Genomic DNA, 24,027 nt, shown 5'->3' with positions numbered 1-24,027 from the left:
GAGGGTTCGGACGTACCGCTGCCGGATTTCCGCGCGAGGACCCTGTCGGATTTCCGCCAGCCAAGCCGCTGACCGGTGCACCATCCTGGAACCATGCACACCGACACCGAGCGTTGCGTGCGGGCCGTCCAGTCCAGGGACGCCCGCTTCGACGGCTGGTTCTTCACCGCGGTCCTCACGACCCGCGTCTACTGCCGCCCCAGCTGCCCCGTCGTGCCGCCCAAGGTTCAGAACATGACCTTCTACCCCAGCGCCGCCGCCTGCCAGCAGGCCGGATTCCGGGCCTGCAAGCGATGCCGCCCCGACACCAGCCCCGGATCCCCCGAGTGGAACGCCCGCGCCGACTCGGTCGCCCGCGCCATGCGCCTGATCCGGGACGGGGTCGTCGACCGCGAGGGCGTGCCCGGGCTCGCCTCCCGGCTCGGCTACTCCGCACGGCAGATCGAACGCCAGCTGCTGGCCGAGCTGGGCGCCGGTCCGCTGGCCCTGGCCCGCGCCCAGCGGGCGCAGACCGCCCGCCTCCTCATCGAGACGACCGCGCTGCCCATGGCCCAGGTCGCGTTCGCGGCCGGCTTCTCCTCGATCCGCACCTTCAACGAGACGGTCCGCGAGGTCTTCGCCCTGGCCCCCGGCGAACTGCGCACCCGAGCCGCCCGGGGCCCCCGGCCTGCCGCCGTACCGGGCGTCATCGCGCTCCGCCTTCCGTACCGGGCCCCACTCAACCCCAGCAATCTCTTCGGTCACCTCGCCGCGACCGCCGTCCCCGGCGTCGAGGAGTGGCGGGACGGCGCGTACCGGCGCACCCTCGCCCTCCCGTACGGGCACGGAGTCGTCACCCTGAGCCCGGCGCCCGATCACATCGCCTGCCGGCTCTCCCTCACCGACCCCCGCGACCTCACCCGGGCCATCAGCCGCTGCCGTTGGCTCCTCGACCTGGACGCGGACCCGGTCGCTGTCGACGCGCTGCTGCGCACCGACCCGCTGCTCGCCCCACTGGTCGACGACGGCCCAGGCCGCCGGGTGCCGCGCACCGTGGACGGCGCGGAGTTCGCCGTACGCGCGGTGCTCGGCCAGCAGGTCTCCACCGCCGCCGCCCGCACCCACACCGCCCGGCTGGTCACCGCCCACGGCGTCCCGGTCGAGGACCCCGAGGGCGGGCTGACGCACCTCTTCCCGGCCCCGGAGGCGCTGGCGGACCTCGACCCGGAGGCCCTGGCCCTGCCGCGCACCCGCCGCACCACGCTCACCACGCTCGTCTCCGCCCTCGCGGAGGACCGGCTGCGGCTCGACACCGACACCGACTGGGAGCAGGCCCGCGCCGAACTGGCCGCCCTGCCCGGCTTCGGCCCCTGGACGGTCGAGTCCATCGCCATGCGGGCGCTCGGCGACCCCGACGCCTTCCTCCCCACCGACCTCGGCATCCGCCGGGCGGCCGGCCGGCTCGGCCTGCCGGCCACCCCCGCCGCCCTCACGGCACGGGCCGCCGACTGGCGCCCCTGGCGGGCGTACGCCGTGCAGTACCTCTGGACGGTGGACGACCACCCCATCAACCATCTACCCGCCTGAAGGAGTCCTCCATGACCACGGTCAAGCAGCACACGGTCCTCGACAGTCCCTACGGCGCGCTGACGCTCGTCGCGACCGACGGCGTCCTCTCCGCCCTCTATATGACCGATCAGCGCCACCGCCCACCCCAGGAGACCTTTGGCGTCCCGGACCCGGAGCCCTTCGGCGGGGTGATCCAGCAGCTGACGGAGTACTTCGCCGGGGACCGCACCGCCTTCGACCTCCCGATGAACCTCGTGGGCACGCCCTTCCAGCGGAGCGTGTGGGCGGAGCTGCTGAAGATCCCGTACGGCGAGACCCGTACGTACGGCGAACTGGCCGAGGAGCTCGGCAAGCCGGGCGCTTCGCGGGCGGTCGGCCTGGCCAACGGGAAGAACCCGGTCGGGATCATCGTGCCGTGCCACCGGGTGATCGGAGCCTCCGGGAGCCTCACCGGATACGGCGGCGGCCTGGACCGCAAGCAACGACTGCTCGCCTTCGAGGGCGGCGGGACGGCGGACGGGGTGCGGGCCCTGTTCTGAGAGCGGGCGGGCGGGCTGTTCCCCAAGCGGCCCGGGGGCGCACCGAAGCCGGTACGCCCCCGCCCCTCCGCTCACCGGCCTCAGCCGGTGAAGATCTCCACGGCCGTCCAGATGGCGAGGCCCAGCATGCAGATCCCGCCGATCCGCTGGACGGTCTTCAGAGGTACGCGCCCCGCGATGAACTTCCCCGCGAGCAGCGCCAGGGCCGAGACGGACATCAGGGCGGCGGCCGAACCGATCGCGGTGGACCAGGTGCCGTTGCTCGCCGCGAGGTTGGCGGTGGTGATCTGGGTCAGGTCGCCCCACTCGCTGATGAAGACCGCCATGAAGGCGGTCGAGTAGACCGGCCAGAACCCGGTCACCGTCTTCACCTCGCCTTCCTGGTCGTCGTCCCCGCCGCTGCCGCGCAGCAGGAGGAAGGCGCCGAGCGCGAAGAGGGAGGCCGAGACGAGTTTGACGATCCAGTCGGGCAGCAGACCGATGAGGCTGCCCGCGCCCACGGCGATGGCGACGTGCACGATGAACGCGGACGACGTGCCGAACCACACGTAGAGCGGGCGCATCCGCGTGCCCATGGCCAGTGACGCGAACATCGTCTTGTCGGGGAGCTCGGCGAGGAAGATCAGCCCGAAGGCGGTGATGATCGCCAGAGGGTCGAGGTGCATTCCGGGTGGCTTTCTGTTCGAGCCGGGCCCCGGATCTTCGCGAAGCGCCGTTCGGGCTTTTCGGAGGACCACTCGGCCCGGCATGACGGCAGCGCCCACAGGGCGCGGGCGTGTCATACAGGACCGAAGGTCTCGCCCGCCCGTGGAACCCTTCTCAGGATCCACGAGCCCGGCCACCGGGAACCCGAAGGTTCCAGTGTGTCGACGACCGGTTTGCGGGGCTACTCCCCTTCGCAGCAGCCAACGTTACCCCACCCGGCCGGCTGGGGTAACTGCTGTTCGAACCCCGAGCCTCTCGGTAGAGTCGTGGTGATCACCCGGACCGGCGGTGGTCCCCCTTCCACACCACCGCGACGGGAAGTGCCCCCATGAGCCGCCGCCCCCGTAAGGACGCGCCCGCCCAGGGTGTCCCCCGGCCCACCGTCAGCGTCTGCCGGGGCTGCTGCTGCGGCACCGGGAAGATCCCGGGTGTCGACCACGCGGCCCAGCTGGCCCGGCTCCGTGCCGGACTGGAGGGGGCCGCGACCGTACGGGCCGTCGAGTGCCTGGACGCCTGCGAGCAGGGCAACGTGATCGTGGTGCAGCCCTCCACCGAGGGCCGCCGGGCCGGGGGCCGTCCGGTCTGGCTGGGCCTGGTCAACGACGAGCACGCCGAGCAGGACATCGTGACCTGGGCGGCGGAGGGCGGCCCGGGCCTCGCGGACGCCCCGGACATCCTCGATCTGTACGTCTTCCAGCCCTCGCGCCGGGTCCGGGCGGGCCTGGACGGCTGAGCGGCCCGCCCCGGACGGTCACCGACAGCGCCGGTCAGCCGTCCGGACTGCTCAACCCCGCCAGCAGCTTCGGCAGCGAGACGCCGATCGGCTCCCGGACGATCTCGTCGGCGAGTTCGTCGTACGGGGTCGGCTCCGCGTTCACCACGATCAGCCGCGCCCCGTACTCGGCCGCGATCCCGGCGAGCGAGGCGGCGGGCTGCACCCGCAGCGTCGTACCGACCGCCACGAACACCTCGCACGCCTTGGCGATCGCCATCGCATCGGCCAGCACCTGCGGGTCCAGCCGTTCGCCGAACATCACCGTCGCTGATTTCAGGATCCCGCCGCAGACCGTGCACGCCGGATCCGCCTCACCCGCCTCGACCCGTTCCAGTGCCCCGGCCATCGAGGACCGGGCGTGGCACCGGGTGCAGACCACCCGGTGTGCGGTGCCGTGGAGTTCGAGGACCTTGCGGTCGGGCAGGCCGGCCCGCTGGTGCAGCCCGTCGATGTTCTGCGTGATCACCCGGACCGGTACGCCGGACCGCTCCAGCTCCGCGACCGCCCGGTGGGCGGCGTTCGGTTCGGGCTTGCGGAGGGCGGCATCGCGGCGCATCAGCCACGAGCGTCGGCGGATCGCGGGGTCGGACATGTAGAAGTCGTACGTGACGAGCTTCTCGGCCTCCGGATCCGTGCGCCAGACCCCGTTGGGCCCCCGGTAGTCGGGGATGCCGGAGTCGGTGGAGATGCCGGCACCGCTGAGGATCGCGACGAGAGTCATGAGGGCGAGCCTAGAGAAACGGACACCCGGCGTGCGAGCGCAATTCGCCGGTGCGAGGTCCGCCCACGGCCAGGATGACCGTCAGCCTGGATGCCGAACCCGTCGTCCTCACGCGACCGGCTCGCCGTCCTCCAGCTCCACGGCCCCGCCGCCGGAGGCCAGGACCTCCAGCGCCGCCCGGACCCGGCCGCCGAGCGTGCCGAGCAGAAAGCCATCCAGATCGGCGGGCGCCACCAGCCTCCAGGACAGCAGCTCCTCCTCCTGGAGCCGGATCGCCGCCAACTGGTCCGCGGTGAGCACGCCGCCGTCGTAGAGGTACGCCACGATCGGCGGGCGGCCGACGCCCCGTACCCAGTCCACGGCGAGCAGCCGTCCCGGCGCCAGGTCGAGGCCGATCTCCTCCGCCGTCTCGCGCCGCGCGGCCGGCCGGGGCCCCTCACCCGTCTCCGACTCGACGGTCCCACCGGGCAGCGCCCAGCCCTCGCGGTAGTTCGGCTCGACGAGGAGGATCCGTCCCTCCGCGTCACGAAAGAGCGTGGCGGCGCCGGACAGGACGCGGGGAAGTCCGGCGATGTACGCGGCGTAGTCGGCATCGGGAGTCGTCACGGCCGACAGCGTAGTGGTAGGGGCCGGACCGCACGGCCGTGGACGGCCCTGGGGGGATCAGGGATCGTGCGGATAGGGTCGGGGCGGCGCGACTGCCTGTTCGAAAGCAGAGGGATGCAAGGTGACGGACGGCGCAGATGTGGAGACCGCCCGCGTGCTCGTGGCGGCGGACAAGTTCAAGGGCTCGCTCACGGCCGTGCAGGTCGCGGAGCGGGTGACGGCCGGGCTGCGGCGCGTCGTCCCCGACCTGCGGGTGGAGACCCTGCCGGTCGCGGACGGCGGCGACGGCACGGTCGCGGCGGCGGTGGCCGCCGGATTCGAGCGCCGCGAGGCGCGGGTGACCGGTCCTCTCGGGGACCCGGTGACGGCGGCGTACGCGCTGCGCGGGTCCACCGCCGTGGTGGAGATGGCCGAGGCGTCGGGCCTCCAGCGGCTGCCCGACGGGGTGTTCGCCCCGCTCACGGCCACCACGTACGGCTCGGGCGAGCTGCTGCTGGCCGCCTTGGAGGCGGGGGCGAGGACGATCGTGTTCGGGGTCGGCGGCAGTGCCACCACGGACGGCGGCGCGGGCATGCTCGCCGCGCTCGGAGCACGCTTCCTGGACGAGGACGGCAAGCCCGTGGGCCCCGGTGGCGGCCCTCTCGCGGAGCTGGCCGAGGCCGACCTCTCGGGGCTCGACCCCCGGCTGGTGGACATCGACCTGGTCCTGGCCAGCGACGTGGACAACCCGCTGACGGGCCCCGAGGGCGCCCCCGAGGTGTACGGCCGCCAGAAGGGCGCGAGCGAGGAGGACATCGCGGTCCTCGACGCGGCCCTGACGCATTACGCCTCGATCCTGGGCCCGGACACGGCGGCCCTGCCCGGCGCGGGCGCGGCCGGAGGCATCGGTTACGGGGCGCTCGTCGCCCTCGGCGCCCGCTTCCGCCCCGGCATCGAGGTGATGCTCGACGTGCTCGGTTTCGCCCCCGCGCTGACCGGCGTCACGCTGGTGATCACGGGCGAGGGCTCGCTCGACGAGCAGACGCTGCACGGCAAGGCCCCGGCCGGGGTCGCCGCCGCAGCCCGCGCGGCCGGGATCGAGGCCGTCGCGGTCTGCGGCCGGCTCGGCCTGTCCCAGGAGGCCCTGGCGAAGGCGGGCATCAGCCGCGCCTACGCCCTGGCCGAACTGGAACCGGACCCGGCTGTATCCATGGCCAAGGCCGGGCCGCTGCTGGAACGGGCGGCGGAGTCGATCGCCCGGGACTTCCTGCGGAGCTGAGGCTGGAGGGACGGACGTACGGAGCCGACGCGGGGGCGGACGTACGGAGAAAGCGGGAGGGCCTGGGGGCAGACCCCGGGCCCTTCCCGCACGCCGAGGCCGCGCACGCCGTGCCCATCGGCGCGCCGCCGGGCGACCGGCTGGCAGGACCACGCCCATGCCCCGGCGCCGAGCCGGCCGCCCTGCTTCGCCGATCCGCTCGGCTTCGGGTCCAGCCCGTTCCCACCCTTCGACGCCGACCCGCCGCACCGGTCGTGGCAGCACCCCCGCCGCCGCGACCGGTGCGGCGGGTGCCCCCACCGGCATCAGCTTCATCATCGGACCTCCCTGGTCCCTCGCTCCGCACCCCGGCCGAATGGTCCGGGCATCGGTAGCGAGGCGATTCCAGGAGCGGACAGCGCCATGGTGAGGGAACCCGGTACTCATCTCCTGTCGGCGGAACGGCTCGGCCGACAAAGGGGTTTCGCCCCTGGTGGCCCGGCGCGCGGGATGGTACGTGCCGGATATGAAGGGCGGCCGGGAATGGCTGGATCTCAACCGTCGGACGTGAGCGGGAAGCCGGTTCCGGCGCGGCGCCAGTGGGGACTCCGGCTTCGGGAGCCCGCTCTTCCGGGCTTCATGATCGGCGGAAAATTGGTCTGGACCACATGGAATGCCGGTGATTAGCTCATTCCGGACTCCGAGCCATCGGGCCGGGTCCGCCCAGCTTCTGACCATGTCCTGCCGAGTCCTGCTGAGGGGATCCATCTGTGATCGACATTGTGGCGGTACTCAGGGCCGAGGACGCCGCTCTGGACTTTCTTTCCGTACTCAGCGGCCAGGAGGACGAGGTCCACGTCCTGTGCGGCGACACCGGCCAGTGCCTGGTGCTCCCGGCGGGCCGGCCGCTCGCCGAACGGCTCGCCGCCCTGGCCCCGCTGGTCGGGCCGGTCGACGAGCACGCCGTCTCGCCGGGGCCCGAATCCCTGGCCGCCCTCGTCGAGGCCTCGGCCCAGGGCGGCCCGGCCCGCCTCTGGACCCACTCGCCCGCCGACACCCGGCGCAGCCGCGGCCGGCTCGGCCGGGACGCCGCCCTCGCCGCGGGGGAGCGGCCCGTCCTGCACGCCGTCGGCCACTCGCCCTACCTCCAGTTCATCAGCGACCTGGACCGCCCCCTGGACCGGCCCGCGGTCGCCGCCAAACTCGGCTTCGTCAACCGGCACTGCGGGCACCTGCTGCGTACCGCCTCGGAGGAGCACGTCGTCCGGACCGGACGGGTCCACGCCACCGAACGCTTCTTCGCGGCCGGGCCCGACGAACGCGAGCGGCTCTTCGCTCTCCTGGCCAGCCTCGACGAGGACGCCGCCTCGGTGCCCGACCCCTGGGAATTCGCCACGTCCGCCTACGAGGCGGAGCGGCTGGACACCACCGTCGCGTGGATCGCCGGACACCGCCTGCCCGGCAACGGGCCCCTCATCGAGGTCGGGGCCTGCGAAGGGGCCCTCACCACCCGGCTCGTGGACAAGGGCTTCACCGTCCACGCGACCGAACCCAACCCGGTCTTCCGCCACCGGCTGGCCGCCCACGCCGGGGACACCGCGCACATCCACGCGGAGTCCCTGGAGGAGCTGGCCGCCCGCCCGGAACTCCCGGGCGCGGCCTACCTCCTGATCGAGATGCTGTACTACGGCCAGGATCTCGGCCTGCTCGACCGCCTCCCCGCCGACCTGGTCTTCGTCGCCCTGGAACCGGAGACGCTCGCCGCCGGTCTGACCCCCTGGCTGGAGCGCACCCCGCACTGGGAGAAGGCCGATGAGACGCCGCTCGTCGCCCCGGCGCTGGAAGCCGTCTGCGGTGGCCGCGCCTATCTGAGCAAGCGCGGCAGCATCGGCGTCCTGCTGCGGCGCACCGGCGTCTGACGGAGTCCGCGATGTACGACGTCTGCGTCGGGCTCGGCTACCACTGCGAGTCGACCTACCAGCTCCGCCGGATCACCGGCGTCGAGCGGGCCCACTTCTTCGACTGGCTCGACCTCGACCTCATCGCTGTGAAGGAGACCATCGAGGCCGACTTCACCAACGTCCTCCGCCCCGGCCTGGGCGAACCGTTCAGCGACGGCGCCTGCGTACGTGACCGGGGCTCGAACATCCGCTTCTTCCACGATTTCCACGCTCCGGAGGGCACCGGGCTGACCCCGGCCGTCATCGCCGAGCGGCATCCGGCGGTCCGGGCCAAGTTCACCCACCTCGCCACCCGTTGGCGAGCCCTGACCGCCTCCCGGTCGCGCGTCCTGTACGTCCACCACGACGCGTTCGACGAGAGCGGGGCCCCCGAACTGGCCGACCTCCACCGGCTGTTGCGCACCCGCTACCCGGACCATGACTTCGACCTGCTGTGGCTGCGCCGTACGCCCCCCGCGGACACCGACGCACTCCCGCCCGGCGTCCTGTGGGGCACGGCCGCCCTCAGCCCGGGCCGCTGGGAGGGCGACGACGCCGCCTGGGACGCCGCCCTCGCCCCGCTGGACATTCCCCGCCGTACCCCGGGGACCTGAACACCCGCCCACCCAGCCGCCCGCACCCCTCCGGAGGAACCGTGCCCATCGCCGTACCCCCGCCCTGGCGCACCGTCGTCATCTCGCCGCACTTCGACGACGCCGCCCTCTCCCTCGCGGGACTGCTGCCCACCCTGCCCGGCCCCATCGCGGTCGTCACCGTCCACGGCGGCTCCCCGGCCCCCGGCCTCCCGGTCTCGGGGTGGGACGCCCTCTGCGGGTTCAGCTCCGCCGTCGAGGCGTACCGGGCGCGCAGGGCCGAGGACGCCCGCTCCTGCGAGCTCCTCGGGGCCGAGCAGGTCCTCGTCGACCACCCCGACGGTCCGTACGTCGGCGAGGGCGACGAACCGGCCGGCCTCGATCCCCTGCTGCGCTCGCTGGCACCCGGCACCCGGGTCCTCGTACCGCTCGCCAGCAACCAGACGGACCACGAGGCCGTCCGGCTGCGCGCCCAGCGGGTCCTCGCCGCCGCCGGGGCTCCCGAGCCCTGGGTGTACGCCGACCTGCCCTACACCGGACACCTCCCGGAATGGGGCACCCCCGGGGCGTGCGCGGCGCTGGCCGCGAGCGAGAAGTGGGGGACCGCCTACCAGGAACTGAACCGTACCCACCGGCTCACCGTCCGCCACGAGCTGGTGCTCTCCGACGAGCAGTGGGCGGCGAAGCGCGCGGCGGTCCTGTGCCACGCCTCCCAGCTCTCCGCGCTAGCCGTCGACCACGGCGCCGCCCTGTCCCGGACGGGGCCCCTGCGCGCCGAGCTGATCTGGAGTCTGGAGCCCCGCGACGACGGCTGAGGCCGGCGCCGGGAACGCACGAGGGCCCGGATGCCGGGGAGCATCCGGGCCCTCGCCCTGGTTCGCCTGTCCGCCGCTACGGCAGCTGTGCCGCCCGCGCCTCGCGGCGGTTGTCACGGAACGTGTTCACCCGTCGAGCCGTGGCGAACAGCGGTATCACCGCGCCGAGCACCACCTGGAGCGCGCAGCCGGTCTGGAGCAGCAGCTGACCGCCGGGCGCGTCGAACGCCCACGCGGCGAGCAGCCCCATCGCGGCCATGATCCAGCCGAGCATCGCCAGCGCGAGGACGCCCCGCGGCTTGGGGTACTCCACCCGGCTCACCATCAGCCACGCCACACCGACGATCGCGAGCAGCGTCGGGATGAAGGGCAGCTCCAGGAGCACGATCGAGACGACCGTCAGTGCTCCGAAGGGGCTCGGCATGCCCTGGAACATGCCGTCCTTCAGCGTCACGCAGGAGAATCTGGCAAGCCTGAGCACCACCGCCAGCAACACGACGATCGCCGCCAGGGCCGACACCCGCTGATGGGCGTCGTCGGCGACCATGCCGTACACGAGCACGAAATAGGCCGGTGCGAGCCCGAAGCTGATGAGGTCTGAGAGGTTGTCCAGCTCGGCACCCATCGGCGAGGAGCGCAGTTTGCGCGCCACGAGACCGTCGAACAGGTCGAAGATCGCGGCCATCAGCATGAGGATCACGGCGGTGGCGGCCGAGTGGCGGGCCATGCCCGTCTCGTCGCTGCCCGTGAGGTGCGGGATCAGAATGCCCGTGGTGGTGAAGTACACCGCCATGAATCCGCACGTCGCGTTACCGAGCGTGAGGGTGTCCGCTATCGACAGCCGCATGGAGAGAGGCATGTCCTCCGCGCCGTCGACGTCGCTCTCTTCGTCGGCCTCCGGCACCCAGCCGGCCTTGGTATCAGGATCAATCACGGTCAATTCGAGTCACCCCCGCGGTGGTGGCCTGACCGACCTCGACCGCGACATCGATACCCTCCGGGAGGTAGATGTCCACGCGCGAGCCGAAGCGGATCAGGCCGATGCGCTCGCCCTGCTCCACCTTCGTGCCCTCGGGGAGGTACGGCACGATCCGACGGGCGACCGCTCCCGCGATCTGCACCATCTCGATGTCGCCGAGCTCGGTGTCGAAGTGCCAGACAACGCGCTCGTTGTTCTCGCTCTCCTTGTTGAACGCCGGAACGAAGCCGCCCGGGATGTGCTCGACCGACGTCACGGTGCCCGCCAGCGGAGCGCGGTTGACGTGAACGTTGAGCGGGCTCATGAAGATCGCGACGCGGGTGCGCCCGTCCTTCCACGGCATGATGCTCTGCACCACACCGTCGGCCGGGGAGATGACCCGGCCGTCAGTGATCTCGCGCTCGGGGTCACGGAAGAACCACAGCATGCCCGCCGCGAGCGCGGTGGTGGGCACAGCCACTGCTGCCCAGCGCCCCGACTTGCGGGCGCGGGCCAGGCTGAGGGCTGCGGTGGCGACGGTCGGCAGGAGCCACGGCGATGCTCCGCGGGCGATGCGGACCCCGCCGCGGGATGCGGAGGAAGTGCTGTCGGGCATGAATGACCTTCGTAGCGGATGATGCCGCGCTGGCAACGGGGGACGGCGGCTTTCCGGCGATGCTATCGGTTGCCGGGCGCAACTGGGCAAGCCAGCAGCCGAGTCGGACGGCGGAAAGGCACCCGTCGAGGATGACCCGGTGTGATGTTCTTCGCCACCAAATCGCCTCGAAAGGGACAATCAGCCCTGGAATCGGTACTCCTCCAAGAGGCGTCGGCCAATGATCATTTTCTGGATCTCGGCGGTACCTTCACCGATCAGCAGCATCGGTGCCTCACGGTAGAGGCGCTCGATCTCGTACTCCTTGGAGAAGCCGTAACCGCCATGGATGCGGAAGGCGTCCTCGACGACTTCCTTGCAGTACTCGGAGGCGAGGTACTTCGCCATCCCTGCCTCCAGGTCGTTTCGTTCCCCGGAGTCCTTTTTGCGTGCCGCATTCACCATCATCGCATGAGCGGCTTCGACCTTGGTGGCCATTTCGGCCAGTTTGAACTGGATCGCCTGGTGCTGGGCGATCGGTTTGCCGAAGGTGTGGCGCTGCTGCGCGTACGAAACCCCCAGCTCGAATGCACGCTGTGCGACACCGCAGCCACGTGCCGCGACATTTACCCGTCCCACCTCGACGCCGTCCATCATTTGGTAAAACCCTCGGCCTGTCGTGCCCCCGAGGACACGATTGGCCGGAATGCGCAGGTCGTCCATGATGAGCTCGGTCGTGTCGACGCCCTTGTAGCCCATCTTGTCGATCTTCCCGGGGATGGTCAGGCCGGGCCGGACCTCTCCGAAGCCGGGCTCCTTCTCGATGAGGAAGGTCGTCATGGACTTGTGGGGCGCGGTCCCCTCGGGGTGGCCTTCGTCACTTCGGCAGAGTACGGCTACCAGATTCGACGTTCCGCCGTTCGTCAGCCACATCTTCTGGCCGTTGAGAACGTACTCCTCGCCATCCCGGACGCCCTTCGACGAGATCGCCGAGACATCCGAGCCGAGCGCCGGTTCCGACATCGAGAAGGCCCCGCGCACCTCGCCCAGTGCCATGCGCGGCAGGAACGTGTCCTTCTGTTCCTGGGTGCCGTGCTGCTTGAGCATGTAGGCCACGATGAAATGCGTGTTGATGATGCCCGACACGCTCATCCAGCCCCGCGCGATCTCCTCCACGCACAGCGCGTAGGTGAGCAGCGACTCACCCAGACCCCCGTACTCCTCGGGAATCATCAGCCCGAACAGGCCGAGTTCCTTCAGCCCCTCGACGATTTCCGTGGGGTACTCGTCGCGGTGCTCCAGCTGGGTCGCGACAGGAATGATCTCCTTGTCGACGAAGTTCCGGACCGTGGCGAGGATTTCCCGCTGGATGTCGTTCAGACCGGCGGTCTGGGCGAGTCGCGTCATGGCTGCTTCTCCTGTGGCTTCACGCGGATGGTCTCAAGGCGTCGGGCGGTCAGCTGGCGGGCGTCGGGCGGCCGGGCTGCTCTCCGCCGCGCTCCTTGACGTACGTCTCGGTGGGGACCATCACCTTGCGGCGGAACACGCAGACCACCGTGCCGTCCTGTTTGTAGCCCCGGGTCTCCACGTACACGATTCCGCGGTCGCTCTTGGACCTCGACGGTGTCTTGTCCAGCACGGTGCTCTCGCCGTAGATCGTGTCGCCGTGGAAGGTCGGCGCGATGTGCTTCAGCGATTCGACCTCCAGATTGGCGATGGCCTTTCCGGAGACGTCGGGCACCGACATGCCGAGCAGCAGCGAGTAGACGTAGTTGCCGACGACGACGTTCTTCCCGAAGTCGGTGGTCCTCTCCGCGTAGTTGCTGTCCATATGCAGCGGGTGGTGATTCATGGTCAGCAGGCAGAAGAGGTGGTCGTCGTATTCCGTGACCGTCTTTCCGGGCCAGTGCTTGTAGACCGCACCGACCTCGAACTCCTCATAAGTGCGTCCGAACCGCATGATCAGGCCTCCGGGGCTTCGAACTTGGTGGTGCGCCGCATTCCGGCGGCCCGGCCCTTGCCCGCGACGACCAGGGCCATCTTGCGGCTGGCCTCGTCGATCATCTCGTCGCCGAGCATCGCGGAGCCCTTCCTGCCGCCCTCCTCGGAGGTGCACCAGTCATAGGCGTCGAGGATCAGCTCGGCGTGGTCGTAGTCCTCCTGCGAGGGCGAGAACACCTCGTTCGCCGCGTCGACCTGACCCGGGTGCAGCACCCACTTGCCGTCGAAGCCGAGAGCGGCGGCGCGGCCGGCCACCTCGCGGTAGGCGTCCACGTCACGGATCTGGAGGAACGGGCCGTCGATCGCCTGGAGATCGTGTGTACGGGCCGCCATCAGGATGCGCATCAGGATGTAGTGGTAGGCGTCCGCCGGGTAGCCGGGCGGCTGCTGGCCCACGACCAGGGTCTTCATGTTGATCGAGGCCATGAAGTCGGCCGGGCCGAAGATCAGCGTCTCCAGCCGGGGCGAGGCGGCGGCGATGTCGTCGATGTTCACCAGGCCCTTGGCGTTCTCGATCTGTGCCTCGATGCCGATCTTCCCGACCTCGAAGCCCATCGTCTTCTCGATCTGGGTCAGCAGCAGGTCCAGCGCCACGACCTGCTGGGCGTCCTGGACCTTCGGCAGCATGATGCAGTCGAGGTTCGGGCCCGCGCCCTCGACGACCGTGACGACGTCCCGGTACGTCCAGTGCGTCGTCCAGTCGTTGACCCGCACGACCCGGGTCTTGCCGCTCCAGTCACCGTTGTTGAGCGCGTCCACGATGGTGTGGCGCGCGCCCTCCTTGGCCAGCGGCGCGCAGGCGTCCTCCAGGTCCAGGAAGACCTGGTCGGCCGGGAGGCCCTGGGCCTTCTCCAGGAAGCGCGGGTTGGAACCCGGCACGGCCAGACACGAGCGGCGCGGACGCGGACGGTTGACCGAGGGGGTGGGCGTGGTCATGCGGGGACCTCCAGAGGGTCGAGCTTGTTCGCTTCGCGGATCTCGTCGACGATACGGCCGATGATCTCGGTGATGCCGAAGTCCTTCGGGGTGAAGACGGCGGCCACTCCGGCTTCGATGAGGGCGGCGGCGTCGGCCGGCGGGATGATGCCGCCGACGATCACCGGGATGTCCGGGGCCCCGGCCTCGCGCAGCCGGTGCAGCACGTCGGGCACCAGCTCCGTGTGCGAGCCGGACAGGATGGAGAGGCCCACGCAGTGCACGTCCTCGGCGATCGCCGCGTCGGTGATCTGCTCGGGGGTCAGCCGGATGCCCTGGTAGACCACCTCGAACCCGGCGTCCCTGGCCCGTACGGCGATCTGCTCGGCCCCGTTGGAGTGCCCGTCCAGGCCCGGCTTGCCGACCAGCAGCCGCAGCCGCCCCACGCCCAGGTCGGCGGAGGTGCGGGTGACCTTCTCGCGGACCAGGGCGAGCGTGCTCCCCGGCTCGGCGGTGACCGCGACCGGGGCCGAGGAGACCCCGGTGGGCGCGCGGAACTCGCCGAACACGTCCCGCAGAGCCCAGGACCACTCGCCGGTGGTGACGCCCGCGCGGGCGCACTCGACGGTCGCCTCCATCATGTTCTCGGTGCCCGCGGCGGCCTTCTTCAGCGCGGCCAGCGCCTCGGAGGCACGCGCCTCGTCGCGATGGTCCCGCCACTCGTGCAGCGCGGCCACGACCCGGGCCTCGTTCTCGGGGTCGACCGTCATGATCGCGCCGTCGAGGTCGGCGGTGAGCGGGTTGGGCTCGGTGCTCTCGTAGATGTTGACGCCGACGATCTTCTCCTCGCCGCCCTCGATCCGGGCCCGCCGCGCCGCGTGCGAGGAGACCAGCTCCGACTTGAGGTAGCCGGACTCGACGGCCGCCATCGCGCCGCCCATCTGCTGGATCCGGTCGATCTCCGCCAGCGACTCCTCGACCAGGGCGTCCACCTTGGTCTCGATCACGTGCGAACCGGCGAAGATGTCCTCGTACTCCAGCAGATCGCTCTCGTGCGCCAGCACCTGCTGGATCCGCAGCGACCACTGCTGGTCCCAGGGCCGGGGCAGACCCAGGGCCTCGTTCCAGGCCGGCAGCTGCACGGCGCGCGCGCGGGCGTCCTTGGAGAGGGTGACGGCCAGCATCTCCAGGACGATGCGCTGGACGTTGTTCTCCGGCTGTGCCTCGGTCAGCCCGAGGGAGTTGACCTGGACGCCGTAGCGGAAGCGGCGCCGCTTGGCGTCGGTGATGCCGTACCGCTCGCGGGTGACGCGGTCCCAGATGTGGCCGAAGGCGCGCATCTTGCACATCTCCTCGATGAAGCGGACGCCCGCGTTCACGAAGAACGAGATCCGGGCGACCACGTCCCCGAACGTCTCCTCGGGCACCTGGCCCGAGTCGCGGACCGCGTCGAGCACCGCGATGGCGGTCGACATGGCGTACGCGATCTCCTGGACCGGGGTGGCCCCCGCCTCCTGGAGGTGGTAGCTGCAGATGTTGATGGGGTTCCATTTGGGGATGCGGCTGACCGTGTACGCGATCATGTCCGTGGTCAGCCGTAGTGAGGGCACCGGCGGGAAGACGTGCGTCCCGCGCGAGAGGTACTCCTTCACGATGTCGTTCTGCGTGGTCCCCTGGAGCTTGTCGGGGTCGGCCCCCTGCTCCTCCGCGACCACCTGGTAGAGCGCCAGCAGCCACATGGCGGTCGCGTTGATCGTCATCGAGGTGTTCATCTGCTCCAGGGGGATGTCCTGGAACAGCCGCCGCATGTCACCGAGGTGAGAGACGGGAACACCGACACGGCCCACCTCGCCCCGGGCGAGAATGTGGTCCGGGTCGTATCCGGTCTGCGTCGGCAGATCGAAGGCGACCGAGAGACCCGTCTGGCCCTTGGCGAGGTTGCGGCGGTACAGCTCGTTGGACGCCTCGGCGGTCGAGTGACCGGCGTACGTCCGCATGAGCCAGGGCCGGTCCTTCTGACGTTCGTTCATCGGAGAACCTCAGACGTTGCGACGGGATGGGATGGTCCGCTCCGCTGACGCGTCACGGAACAGGTTGATGGCGTCGATGTGCTGCTCGCGCAGGTCCTGGTCGCGCACGCCCAGGCCCTCGTGGGGGGCCAGCGCGAGGACGCCGACCTTGCCCTGGTGCAGATTGCGGTGGACGTCGTACGCGGCCTGGCCGGTGTCCTGAAGGGAGTAGACCTTGGAGAGTGTCGGGTGGATCTTGCCCTTGGCGATCAGACGGTTCGCCTCCCACGCCTCGCGGTAGTTGGCGAAGTGGGAGCCGATGATCCTCTTGAGCGACATCCACAGGTAGCGGTTGTCGTACTCGTGGTTGTAGCCCGAGGTCGAGGCGCAGGTGACGATCGTGCCGCCCTTGCGGGTGACGTAGACGCTCGCGCCGAAGGTCTCGCGCCCGGGGTGCTCGAAGACGATGTCGACGTCCTCGCCGCCGGTCAGCTCGCGGATGCGCTTGCCGAGCCGCTTCCACTCCTTGGGGTCCTGGGTGTGCTCGTCCTTCCAGAACCTGTAGCCCTCGGCGTTGCGGTCGATGACCGCGTCCGCGCCCATGGCACGGCAGATGTCGGCCTTCTCCGGGCTGGAGACGACGCAGATCGGGTTGGCGCCGCCGGCCAGTGCGAACTGGGTGGCGTAGGAGCCGAGCCCGCCGCTGGCGCCCCAGATCAGCACGTTGTCACCCTGCTTCATGCCCGCGCCGTTGCGCGAGACGAGCTGGCGGTACGCGGTGGAGTTGACCAGGCCGGGGGCGGCGGCCTCCTCCCAGCTGAGGTGCTGGGGCTTGGGCATCAGCTGGTTGGACTTGACGAGGGCGATCTCGGCGAGGCCGCCGAAGTTCGTCTCGAAGCCCCAGATCCGCTGTTCGGGGTCGAGCATCGTGTCGTTGTGGCCGTCGGAGGACTCCAGCTCGACCGAGAGACAGTGCGCGACGACCTCGTCGCCCGGGTTCCAGGCGTTCACGCCGGGTCCGGTGCGCAGGACGACGCCCGCCAGGTCGGAACCGATGACATGGTACGGCAGATCGTGGCGCTTGGTCAGCTCGCTGAGCTTCCCGTAGCGCTCCAGGAAGCTGAACGTCGACACCGGCTCGAAGATCGAGGTCCAGACGGAGTTGTAGTTCACCGAACTGGCCATCACGGCGACGAGGGCTTCGCCGGGGCCGAGTTCGGGGACCGGGACGTCGTCCAGGTGGATCGATTCGCGCGGGTCCTTGTCGCGGGTCTCGAGCCCCGCGAACATCTCCGCCTCGTCCTTGTGCACGGTGATCGCGCGGTAGGACTCGGGGAGGGGCAGGGCCGCGAAGTCCGCGGCGGTGCTGTCCTGGGATTGGATCGCGTCCAGGATTTCCTTCACGGTGTTGCCTCCGGTGATGCGGCGTTCAGCGAACGCTTGAGGGGCCCTGCTGGCAGGGGAGTGCGGTGTGGAGGTGTTTGCCGTCGGTTCGGCGGGTGAAGCTCGGCTTTGCCCGGTGGGGCGGAAGGGTGCCTGTGACGCAGGCGTCCGGGCGCGCAGCACGGTGGTTGCGGGGACAACCGGCGTACGTGCGAGGTCTCGGCACGCCGGCCGCCCGGACACCTTCAACGTATGGCACTCCGTGACACCTGACAAGGCACCCAGTGCCAACAATTTCTCTCACCTGTCATCCCGTGGGCACGCATGAGCAACACGATGGGTGTTACGGGGCGTTCTGTCCTGCTGGCGGGCGGCTACCGGGCCCGGCGGTACACATACGGCGTCGTCGTGCCGAGCGCCGCGAAGCCGAGCCGGGCCAGGATCGGGGCCGACATGTCCGTGGCGTCGACCTGGAGGTAGCGGTAGCCGCGCTCGGCGGCCACGGCGGCCCGGTGGGCCACCAGGGCCCGGTACAGGCCCCTGCCGCGCCACTCGGCGACCGTTCCGCCGCCCCAGAGACCGGCGAAGCCGGTGCCGGGGTACAGCTCCATACGGGCCGAGCTGACCGGTTCCCCGTCGGCCAGCGCCACCAGCGCCACGAAGTCGTCCGGAGCCTGCTCCAGCCGCGTCAGCACCTGGTGGCGAAGCCGGTCCGCGTCCGTGCCGAACGCCCGCTCGTGGGCCAGCGCCATCAGCTCGACCCCGGCCGCGTCGGTCACCGGGCGCAGGGTGACGCCCTCGGGGAGCCCGGCCCCGGGCACGGAGGTCAGCGCCTGGACGGAGGCGACCAGCAGGGTTTCGGGCGGGTCCGGTACGAATCCGGCCGCCCGCAGCCGGTCGCCCAGATCGGCGGGCCGGTCATGGGAGTAGACCTTCCACTCGAATTCCCCATGGCCGAGCGCGGTGTAGTGCTCGATCTGGGCCGTGATCGCCGCGTTGGCCCCCGCGGCGTCCAGCTCCGGGTCCGACCAGACGATCCCGTTCCAGTCGTCGGGGCCGCCGACCTGGCGCACCAGGGGCCCGGCGCGCTCGACCTCGACCCCGGGGCCCTCGGGGCGGGCGTGCTCGCGCATCGCTCGGTCGTACAGCTCGCGTACTTCGTCGGTTCGCATGGGCGAACCGAACCATGGGCCCGCGGTCGCCGCGGAACGGGTTTACGGGCCGTCCGCGGGGCCCTCAGCGGACCTTGAGCGCCTGCTGGATCGTCCGCATGACCTCGTCCAGCGGGGCATCGGTGCGCGCCACCGCGACGAGCACCTCGCCGTCCGCGGCCACCGTCGCGGCAGGGGGGCGCTCGGGCTCGGCGCCTGCCGTCCGGCCCGCTCCGATGCCCGGGCCGAAGGTGTCGCGCACGATGGCGAAGGCGCGATCCAGCTGGGCCTCCACGTCGCCCCGCCCGCCCGCCCGCAGCCAGCGGCGCAGCACATGGTTGTGCGCGGTGACCACGGCGGACGCGGCGACCTCCGCGAGCAGCGGGTCGTCGTTGCCCACGTGGTGGTCGCGCTCGTCGAAGTGGCCCAGGAGATAGCGGGTGAACAGTCGCTCGTAGCGGGCCACCGACGCGATCTCGGCCTCCCTGAGGGTCGGCACCTCACGGGTCAGCTTGTAGCGGGCCACGGAGACGGCGGGCTTGGCCGCGTACATCTTCATGACTTCCTTGATGCCGCGGCAGACGGTGTCGAGCGGGTGCTCGTGCGCGGGGGCGGCGTTCAGGACGGCCTCGGCCCTGACGAGGGTGTCGTCGTGGTCCGGGAAGATGGCCTCTTCCTTGGAGCGGAAGTGGCGGAAAAAGGTCCGTCGGGCGACGCCCGCGGCACCCGCGATCTCGTCGACGGTGGTCGCCTCGTAGCCCTTCGTCGCGAAGAGCTCCATCGCGGCGGCGGCCAGTTCGCGGCGCATCTTGAGCCGTTGGGCGGCGGCGCGCGTCCCCGCGGTGGTGGTCTCCGGGACGTCGGTCGCGGCGGTGGCACGGGGTGACTTGGCGGGCTGGGACATGGCATGAACGTAACGCATCGATGCAGGAGAGCGCGCCTGCGGGGGCGGGCCGCCGGAGGGTCCCAGCAGCCCGCCCCACTCGGCTCCCGGATCAGCGACGGGCATGTTCGCGGAAGCCGCGCCCCGTCTTGCGGCCGAGGCACCCGGCGGCGACCAGGTGCTCCAGCAGTGGCGCGGGTGCTAGGCCCGGGTCGCGGAACTCCTTGTGCAGCACCTTCTCGATGGCCAGCGAGACGTCCAGTCCGACCACGTCGAGCAGCTCGAACGGGCCCATCGGGTAGCCGCCGCCCAACTTCATCGCCGCGTCGATGTCGTCCAGCGAGGCGTAGTGCTCCTCGACCATCTTGATCGCGTTGTTGAGGTACGGGAACAGCAACGCGTTCACGATGAACCCGGCCCGGTCCCCGCAGTCCACCGGGTGCTTGCGGATCTTCGCGCACACCGCGCGGACCGTGGCGTGCACATCGTCGGCGGTCAGGACGGTGCGGACCACCTCGACCAGCTTCATCGCGGGCGCCGGGTTGAAGAAGTGCATCCCGATGACGTCCTCGGGGCGCGCGGTCGCCCGGGCGACGGCGACGACCGGCAGCGAGGAGGTCGTGGTGGCGAGCACCGCACCCGGCCGGCAGACCTTGTCCAGCGCGGCGAACAGCTGCCGCTTGACCTCCAGGTCCTCGGCGACCGCCTCGACGGCGAGGCCGACCTCGGCGAACGCGTCCAGCGAACCGGCCGTCGTGATCCGTGCCAGCGTCTCGTCCCGGGCCTCGGCGGTGAGCCGCCCCTTGGTCACCGAACGCTCCAGCGACTTCGCGATCCGGCCCTTGGCGACGTCGGCCTTCTCCTGGGTCCTGGCCGCCAGCACCACGCCGTACCCGGCCTTCGCGAAGACCTCCGCGATCCCGGAGGCCATCGTCCCGGAGCCCGCGACCCCGACAGACGCCACATCGCGCCCGGGCCCGGGCCCGGAGGCGGAGTCGGCCGCCGGGGTCAGCGTGTCGGGCACCACGGTCCGGCCGCCGGGGGCGTCGTACGTGTAGAAGCCGCGCCCGGCCTTGCGGCCGGTCAGGCCCGCGCCGCCGAGCTGGCCGAGGACGGGGGCCGGGGCGTGCAGCCGGTCGTGGGACTCGGCGTACATGGCCTCCAGGACGGTGCGGGCGGTATCGATGCCGATCAGGTCCAGCAGGGCGAGGGGCCCCATCGGCAGCCCGCAGCCCAGCTTCATCGCGGCGTCGATGTCCTCGCGGGAGGCATAGTTCGCCTCGTACATCGCGGCGGCCTGGTTGAGGTAGCCGAAGAGCAGCCCGTCCGCGACGAACCCGGGCCGGTCGCCGACCGTGACGGGCTCCTTGCCCAGCTCCCGGGCCAGTGCGGTGACGGCCTCGACGGCGGGCGGCGCGGTCAGCACCGAGGAGACCACCTCGACCAGCCTCATCGCGGGCGCCGGATTGAAGAAGTGCATCCCGAGGACGCGCTCGGGGTGCTGGGACTCGGCGGCCAGCCGGGTCACCGACAGGGCGTTGGTGCCGGTGGCCAGGATCGCGGTGGGGGAGACGATCGCGTCGAGCTCCCGGAACACCTGCTGCTTGATCTCGTACGTCTCGGGCACCACCTCGATGACCAGGTCGGCATCGGCGGCGCTGCGCAGGTCCTCGGACGTACGGAACCGGGCCAGTGTGTCGATCCGCTCCTGCTCGGTGATCCGTCCACGGCTCACGGCCCGCGCGGTGGACGCTTCCAGGGCGGAGGAGGCCCCCAGGGAGGCCGCTTCGCTGATGTCGATGCCGATGACCTCGCGGCCCGCCAGGGCCAGGACCTCGGCGATGCCGGTGCCCATGGTGCCGAGGCCGACGACGGCGATGGTGGGGAGAGAGGTGTCCATCAGGGGACTCCAGGGTGAGTGACGACTGTGGGAGCACGGAACGCGCGACGATGAGGGAGCGGCGCGTGGCGTACGGAAGCTGCGTGTCGTGGAGCACGGGGCCGATGCGCTCGGAGCGCGCCCGGCCGTGGGGGTGACGGACTCTGTCCCGGAGTCACGTCGCACGGAGAAGCCGAACCGACAAGCACTCCGGATGGCTGCGTCACCAGGCCACCGGAGCCTGCGGGGAGCGTGTCCCGCTCAGATGAGATTAACCGGCGGGTAACGAGCGCGCCACCCCTGGGTCCTTGTGCCCTGGGCCACATGAACTCCTCGATGCCGACCCGTACGGACTGTGTCCGTCGATACGCTGAGCGTCATGGATGAGGAGTTCCGTTCACTCATGGACCGGCTGGAACCCGAGGCGGCCGGGTCGCCGCAGTACACCCGGCTCGTCGCCGCAGAGGATCCCGAGGAGCTGGCCGGGGTCCTCGTCGAGCCGCACCGCCCCCTGTGGGCCCGCGAGATAGCCGCCTTCCGGCTCGGCTGCGCGGGCGACCGGCGGGCCTTCGAGGCCTTGGTGCTGCTGCTGAACCACCGCGACCCCGGACGTTGCGTCTCCGCCGCCCACGCCCTGGCCCGACTGGGCGACCCCCGCACCCCGAGGGCGGCCGCCGCCCTCGCCACCAACACCCTGCGCACCGCCTACGCCCTGCACCCGGTGCGCCTGCTGACCGACCTGCGGGCCCCCGAGTCGGTCCCCGCCCTGGTCGCCACCCTCCAGCGCCTGCTGGCCCCCGGCGAACCGCACTGGCGCGTCGCCCTGGCCTGCGTCGAGGGACTCGGCCGCCTCGCCGACGAACAGGCCCGCCCGGTCCTCACGGCGGCCCTGCCGCACCCACGCCTCGGCACGGCCGCGGCGGAGGCGCTCAGGCGGTTGCCGGGGGAGTGAGCGGGTGGACGGCACTCCTGCTCCCGGGCGTACGACACCCCTGTTCCCCGCCGTACGCACCCGTTCCCCGGTGTACGCACCCGTTACCCGCGGGACCGCCCGTGCGCCCGCCCGCCTGGCACCGGGTGCGCGGGCGGCCCGTGCCGCTCAGTGGCGGAAGCCGAGCAGGCCGTGCAGACGGCTGCCCTTGCTGTTGTCCACCGACTGGGCCGCCGCCTTCTCGGCGGGCAGCGGCTTCGGGTCCGGCAGGGCTGCGCAGACCGCGTCCGCCTCGCCCCGGCCGCGCGGGACCGTTCCGTCGGTGAGGTACGTCGCCAGGTGCTCGTCCAGGCAGTCGTTGCCGCTCAGCGAGATGCCGTGGTTGCCGCCGCCCTCCTCCACGACGAGGCTGGAGCCCTTCAGCTTGCGGTGCATGCTGACCGCACCGCCGTACGGGGTCGCCGCGTCGTCCGTGGCCTGGAGGATGAGCGCCGGGGGCAGTCGGTCGCTGTCCACCCGGACCGGTCGCAGTGGCGCCACCGGCCAGCTCGCGCACGGCGCGTTGTACCAGGCGTTGTTCCAGGTCATGAACGGCGCCTTCTTGTGGATCCGGCGGCTGTCGGTGCGCCAGGTGCTCCAGTGCTCGGGCCAGCCGGCGTCGCGACACTGGACGGCCGTGTAGACCGAGTAGCCGTTCTCACCGCTCGCGTCGACCGTGCCGAAGTTCTCGTACACCTCGACCAGCGCCTCGGCGTCCCGGGTCTTCGCGTACGTGGCGAACGCCTCGGCGAGGTAGGGCCAGTAGCCGTTGTAGTACCCGCCGGGGATGAAGGTGTCCTCCAGTTCGCCCGCGCCGACCGTGCCGCCCGCCGGCTCCCGCGCCACGTCCGCCCGCATCCGGTACCAGGCGGCCTCGACCTCCGCCGGGTCCGTGCCCAGGCCGTACGCGGCGTCGTGTTTCGCGACCCAGGCGGCGAACGCCTTGTGACGGTCGTCGAACGCGTGGTCCTGGCCGAGGTTGCCCTCGTACCAGACGTCGTCCGGGTCGACGACCGAGTCCAGGACCAGGCGGCGCACGCGCTCCGGGTACAGCTTGGCGTAGACCGCGCCGAGGTAGGTGCCGTAGGAGTAGCCGAAGTAGTTGATCTGCCGGGAGCCCAGCGCCCGGCGGATCACGTCGAGGTCCTTGGCGGCGCTGACCGTGTCCATGTACGGCAGCACGTCGCCGTGCTTCTCGCCGCAGGACCGCGCGAAGGACTCCGCCCGGTCGCGGTTGACGCGCTCCGCGCGGGCGGAGTCCGGCACCGTGTCGGGGCGCACCGGATCGAAGTGCCCGGGCAGGCAGTTCAGGGCCGGGGTGCTCCTGCCGACCCCGCGCGGGTCAAAACCGATCACGTCGTACTGCGCGGCGACCTTCTCCGGGAGCGAGGACGCCACGAACCCGGCCATCGACAGGCCGCTGCCACCGGGGCCGCCCGGGTTGACCAGCAGTGGGCCCTGGAAGGTCTTCGCGGTGTGCGGGACGCGGGACAGGGCGAGCGTGATCTGACGGCCCGACGGGCGGCGGTGGTCCAGCGGGGCGCGGACCTTCGCGCACTGGAGTGTCGGGTAGCTGTCGGTCGGACAGTTCGTCCACTTCGGTTTCGGGGCGGGCGGGGTGCTCGCCGCGGTGGCGGTGGCCGGCGCGGGCGCGGCGGTCAGCAGACCGGCGACGGTCGCACCGACGGCGACCAGAATTCCTGCACGTTTCGTCATGGGGCCTCCCGGGGTGGCGGGACGCGGCGCCGGATCACCGGTCCCCGCCGCATGCTCCCCGAATACCCCTGCGGAAGGACCTGTTCCG

General features: G+C 71.3%; 22 protein-coding genes. 8 read left to right on the top strand and 14 right to left on the bottom strand.

Annotated features, from left to right (window positions below; all coding sequences use genetic code 11):
• Nucleotides 1-93: 93 nt before the first annotated feature.
• Both ACZ60Q_RS04780 and ACZ60Q_RS04775 read left to right on the top strand, forming a co-directional pair.
• The gene (locus ACZ60Q_RS04780; RefSeq protein WP_469628418.1) at nt 94-1,566 is read left to right on the top strand and encodes an AlkA N-terminal domain-containing protein; all 1,473 of its coding nucleotides are present in this window, start codon (nt 94-96) and stop codon (nt 1,564-1,566) included.
• A gap of 11 nt (nt 1,567-1,577) precedes the next feature.
• Entirely contained in the window at nt 1,578-2,087 is a 510-nt protein-coding gene (locus ACZ60Q_RS04775) for a methylated-DNA--[protein]-cysteine S-methyltransferase (RefSeq protein ID WP_469628415.1), read from the top strand.
• A gap of 80 nt (nt 2,088-2,167) precedes the next feature.
• On the opposite strand, the gene ACZ60Q_RS04770 is transcribed toward ACZ60Q_RS04775, so the two are convergent.
• Nucleotides 2,168-2,752 (bottom strand): TMEM165/GDT1 family protein, encoded by a 585-nt coding sequence (locus ACZ60Q_RS04770; protein WP_469628412.1) that lies wholly within the window; start codon nt 2,750-2,752, stop codon nt 2,168-2,170.
• A 368-nt stretch (nt 2,753-3,120) separates the two neighbouring features.
• On the opposite strand from ACZ60Q_RS04770, the gene ACZ60Q_RS04765 reads away from it, so the two are divergent.
• Nucleotides 3,121-3,525, top strand: a complete 405-nt coding sequence (locus ACZ60Q_RS04765; protein WP_469628409.1) for a (2Fe-2S) ferredoxin domain-containing protein — start codon at nt 3,121-3,123, stop codon at nt 3,523-3,525.
• 34 nt (nt 3,526-3,559) lie between these two features.
• Here the strand turns inward: ACZ60Q_RS04765 and ACZ60Q_RS04760 are convergent, their stop codons facing one another.
• Together ACZ60Q_RS04760 and ACZ60Q_RS04755 are read right to left on the bottom strand one after the other, a co-directional pair.
• Nucleotides 3,560-4,288 carry an SIR2 family NAD-dependent protein deacylase gene (locus ACZ60Q_RS04760; RefSeq protein WP_469628407.1) on the bottom strand — a complete coding sequence of 243 codons (729 nt, stop codon included), beginning with the start codon at nt 4,286-4,288 and terminating at the stop codon, nt 3,560-3,562.
• A 108-nt stretch (nt 4,289-4,396) separates the two neighbouring features.
• Nucleotides 4,397-4,894: an NUDIX domain-containing protein gene (locus ACZ60Q_RS04755; protein ID WP_469628404.1), complete on the bottom strand. Its 498-nt coding sequence runs from the start codon at nt 4,892-4,894 to the stop codon at nt 4,397-4,399.
• Between the two features lie 139 nt (nt 4,895-5,033).
• Here ACZ60Q_RS04755 and ACZ60Q_RS04750 point away from each other — a divergent pair, with 139 nt between their 5' ends.
• The 4 genes from ACZ60Q_RS04750 to ACZ60Q_RS04735 all read left to right on the top strand — a co-directional run bounded on the left by ACZ60Q_RS04750 (nt 5,034) and on the right by ACZ60Q_RS04735 (nt 9,479).
• Nucleotides 5,034-6,152 carry a glycerate kinase gene (locus ACZ60Q_RS04750; protein WP_469629514.1) on the top strand — a complete coding sequence of 373 codons (1,119 nt, stop codon included), beginning with the start codon at nt 5,034-5,036 and terminating at the stop codon, nt 6,150-6,152.
• 749 nt (nt 6,153-6,901) lie between these two features.
• Nucleotides 6,902-8,050 (top strand): class I SAM-dependent methyltransferase, encoded by a 1,149-nt coding sequence (locus ACZ60Q_RS04745; protein WP_469628401.1) that lies wholly within the window; start codon nt 6,902-6,904, stop codon nt 8,048-8,050.
• 11 nt (nt 8,051-8,061) lie between these two features.
• Nucleotides 8,062-8,685: a DUF1796 family putative cysteine peptidase gene (locus ACZ60Q_RS04740; RefSeq protein ID WP_469628398.1), complete on the top strand. Its 624-nt coding sequence runs from the start codon at nt 8,062-8,064 to the stop codon at nt 8,683-8,685.
• Between the two features lie 41 nt (nt 8,686-8,726).
• Nucleotides 8,727-9,479 carry a PIG-L deacetylase family protein gene (locus ACZ60Q_RS04735; protein ID WP_469628396.1) on the top strand — a complete coding sequence of 251 codons (753 nt, stop codon included), beginning with the start codon at nt 8,727-8,729 and terminating at the stop codon, nt 9,477-9,479.
• Nucleotides 9,480-9,555: 76 nt separating this feature from the next.
• Here the strand turns inward: ACZ60Q_RS04735 and pssA are convergent, their stop codons facing one another.
• The 10 genes from pssA to ACZ60Q_RS04685 all read right to left on the bottom strand — a co-directional run bounded on the left by pssA (nt 9,556) and on the right by ACZ60Q_RS04685 (nt 21,274).
• Entirely contained in the window at nt 9,556-10,383 is an 828-nt protein-coding gene (pssA, locus tag ACZ60Q_RS04730; RefSeq protein ID WP_469629511.1) for a CDP-diacylglycerol--serine O-phosphatidyltransferase, read from the bottom strand.
• Between the two features lie 22 nt (nt 10,384-10,405).
• Nucleotides 10,406-11,053, bottom strand: coding sequence for a phosphatidylserine decarboxylase (locus ACZ60Q_RS04725; RefSeq protein ID WP_003965076.1), 648 nt, complete (start codon nt 11,051-11,053; stop codon nt 10,406-10,408).
• 180 nt (nt 11,054-11,233) lie between these two features.
• Nucleotides 11,234-12,439 (bottom strand): acyl-CoA dehydrogenase family protein, encoded by a 1,206-nt coding sequence (locus ACZ60Q_RS04720; RefSeq protein WP_469628393.1) that lies wholly within the window; start codon nt 12,437-12,439, stop codon nt 11,234-11,236.
• A 49-nt stretch (nt 12,440-12,488) separates the two neighbouring features.
• Nucleotides 12,489-12,992 carry a MaoC family dehydratase gene (locus ACZ60Q_RS04715; RefSeq protein WP_469628390.1) on the bottom strand — a complete coding sequence of 168 codons (504 nt, stop codon included), beginning with the start codon at nt 12,990-12,992 and terminating at the stop codon, nt 12,489-12,491.
• A gap of 2 nt (nt 12,993-12,994) precedes the next feature.
• Nucleotides 12,995-13,969 carry an HpcH/HpaI aldolase/citrate lyase family protein gene (locus tag ACZ60Q_RS04710; RefSeq protein WP_469628387.1) on the bottom strand — a complete coding sequence of 325 codons (975 nt, stop codon included), beginning with the start codon at nt 13,967-13,969 and terminating at the stop codon, nt 12,995-12,997.
• A complete protein-coding gene (locus ACZ60Q_RS04705) occupies nt 13,966-15,978 on the bottom strand; it encodes a protein meaA (RefSeq protein ID WP_469628384.1) in 2,013 nt (670 codons plus the stop codon). Before ACZ60Q_RS04705 ends, ACZ60Q_RS04710 begins: the two co-directional genes overlap by 4 nt.
• Nucleotides 15,979-15,987: 9 nt before the next feature.
• Nucleotides 15,988-17,361 (bottom strand): crotonyl-CoA carboxylase/reductase, encoded by a 1,374-nt coding sequence (gene ccrA / locus ACZ60Q_RS04700; RefSeq protein WP_469628381.1) that lies wholly within the window; start codon nt 17,359-17,361, stop codon nt 15,988-15,990.
• A gap of 353 nt (nt 17,362-17,714) precedes the next feature.
• Entirely contained in the window at nt 17,715-18,512 is a 798-nt protein-coding gene (locus ACZ60Q_RS04695) for a GNAT family N-acetyltransferase (protein WP_469628378.1), read from the bottom strand.
• Between the two features lie 64 nt (nt 18,513-18,576).
• Nucleotides 18,577-19,395, bottom strand: coding sequence for a TetR family transcriptional regulator (locus ACZ60Q_RS04690; RefSeq protein WP_469628375.1), 819 nt, complete (start codon nt 19,393-19,395; stop codon nt 18,577-18,579).
• Nucleotides 19,396-19,486: 91 nt separating this feature from the next.
• On the bottom strand, nt 19,487-21,274 hold the full coding sequence (locus tag ACZ60Q_RS04685) for a 3-hydroxyacyl-CoA dehydrogenase family protein (protein ID WP_469628372.1): 1,788 nt from the start codon (nt 21,272-21,274) through the stop codon (nt 19,487-19,489).
• Nucleotides 21,275-21,632: 358 nt separating this feature from the next.
• Between ACZ60Q_RS04685 and ACZ60Q_RS04680 the strand changes: the two genes are divergently transcribed.
• Nucleotides 21,633-22,205 carry an adenylosuccinate lyase gene (locus ACZ60Q_RS04680; RefSeq protein ID WP_469628369.1) on the top strand — a complete coding sequence of 191 codons (573 nt, stop codon included), beginning with the start codon at nt 21,633-21,635 and terminating at the stop codon, nt 22,203-22,205.
• A gap of 147 nt (nt 22,206-22,352) precedes the next feature.
• Here the strand turns inward: ACZ60Q_RS04680 and ACZ60Q_RS04675 are convergent, their stop codons facing one another.
• A complete protein-coding gene (locus tag ACZ60Q_RS04675; protein ID WP_469628366.1) occupies nt 22,353-23,939 on the bottom strand; it encodes an alpha/beta hydrolase in 1,587 nt (528 codons plus the stop codon).
• Nucleotides 23,940-24,027: the final 88 nt, after the last annotated feature.

The sequence above is a fragment of the Streptomyces sp. NPDC104313 genome (assembly GCF_055583985.1).
The sequence above is the reverse complement of the archived record's forward strand: the minus strand, read 5'-3'. Positions and strand labels throughout refer to the sequence as shown.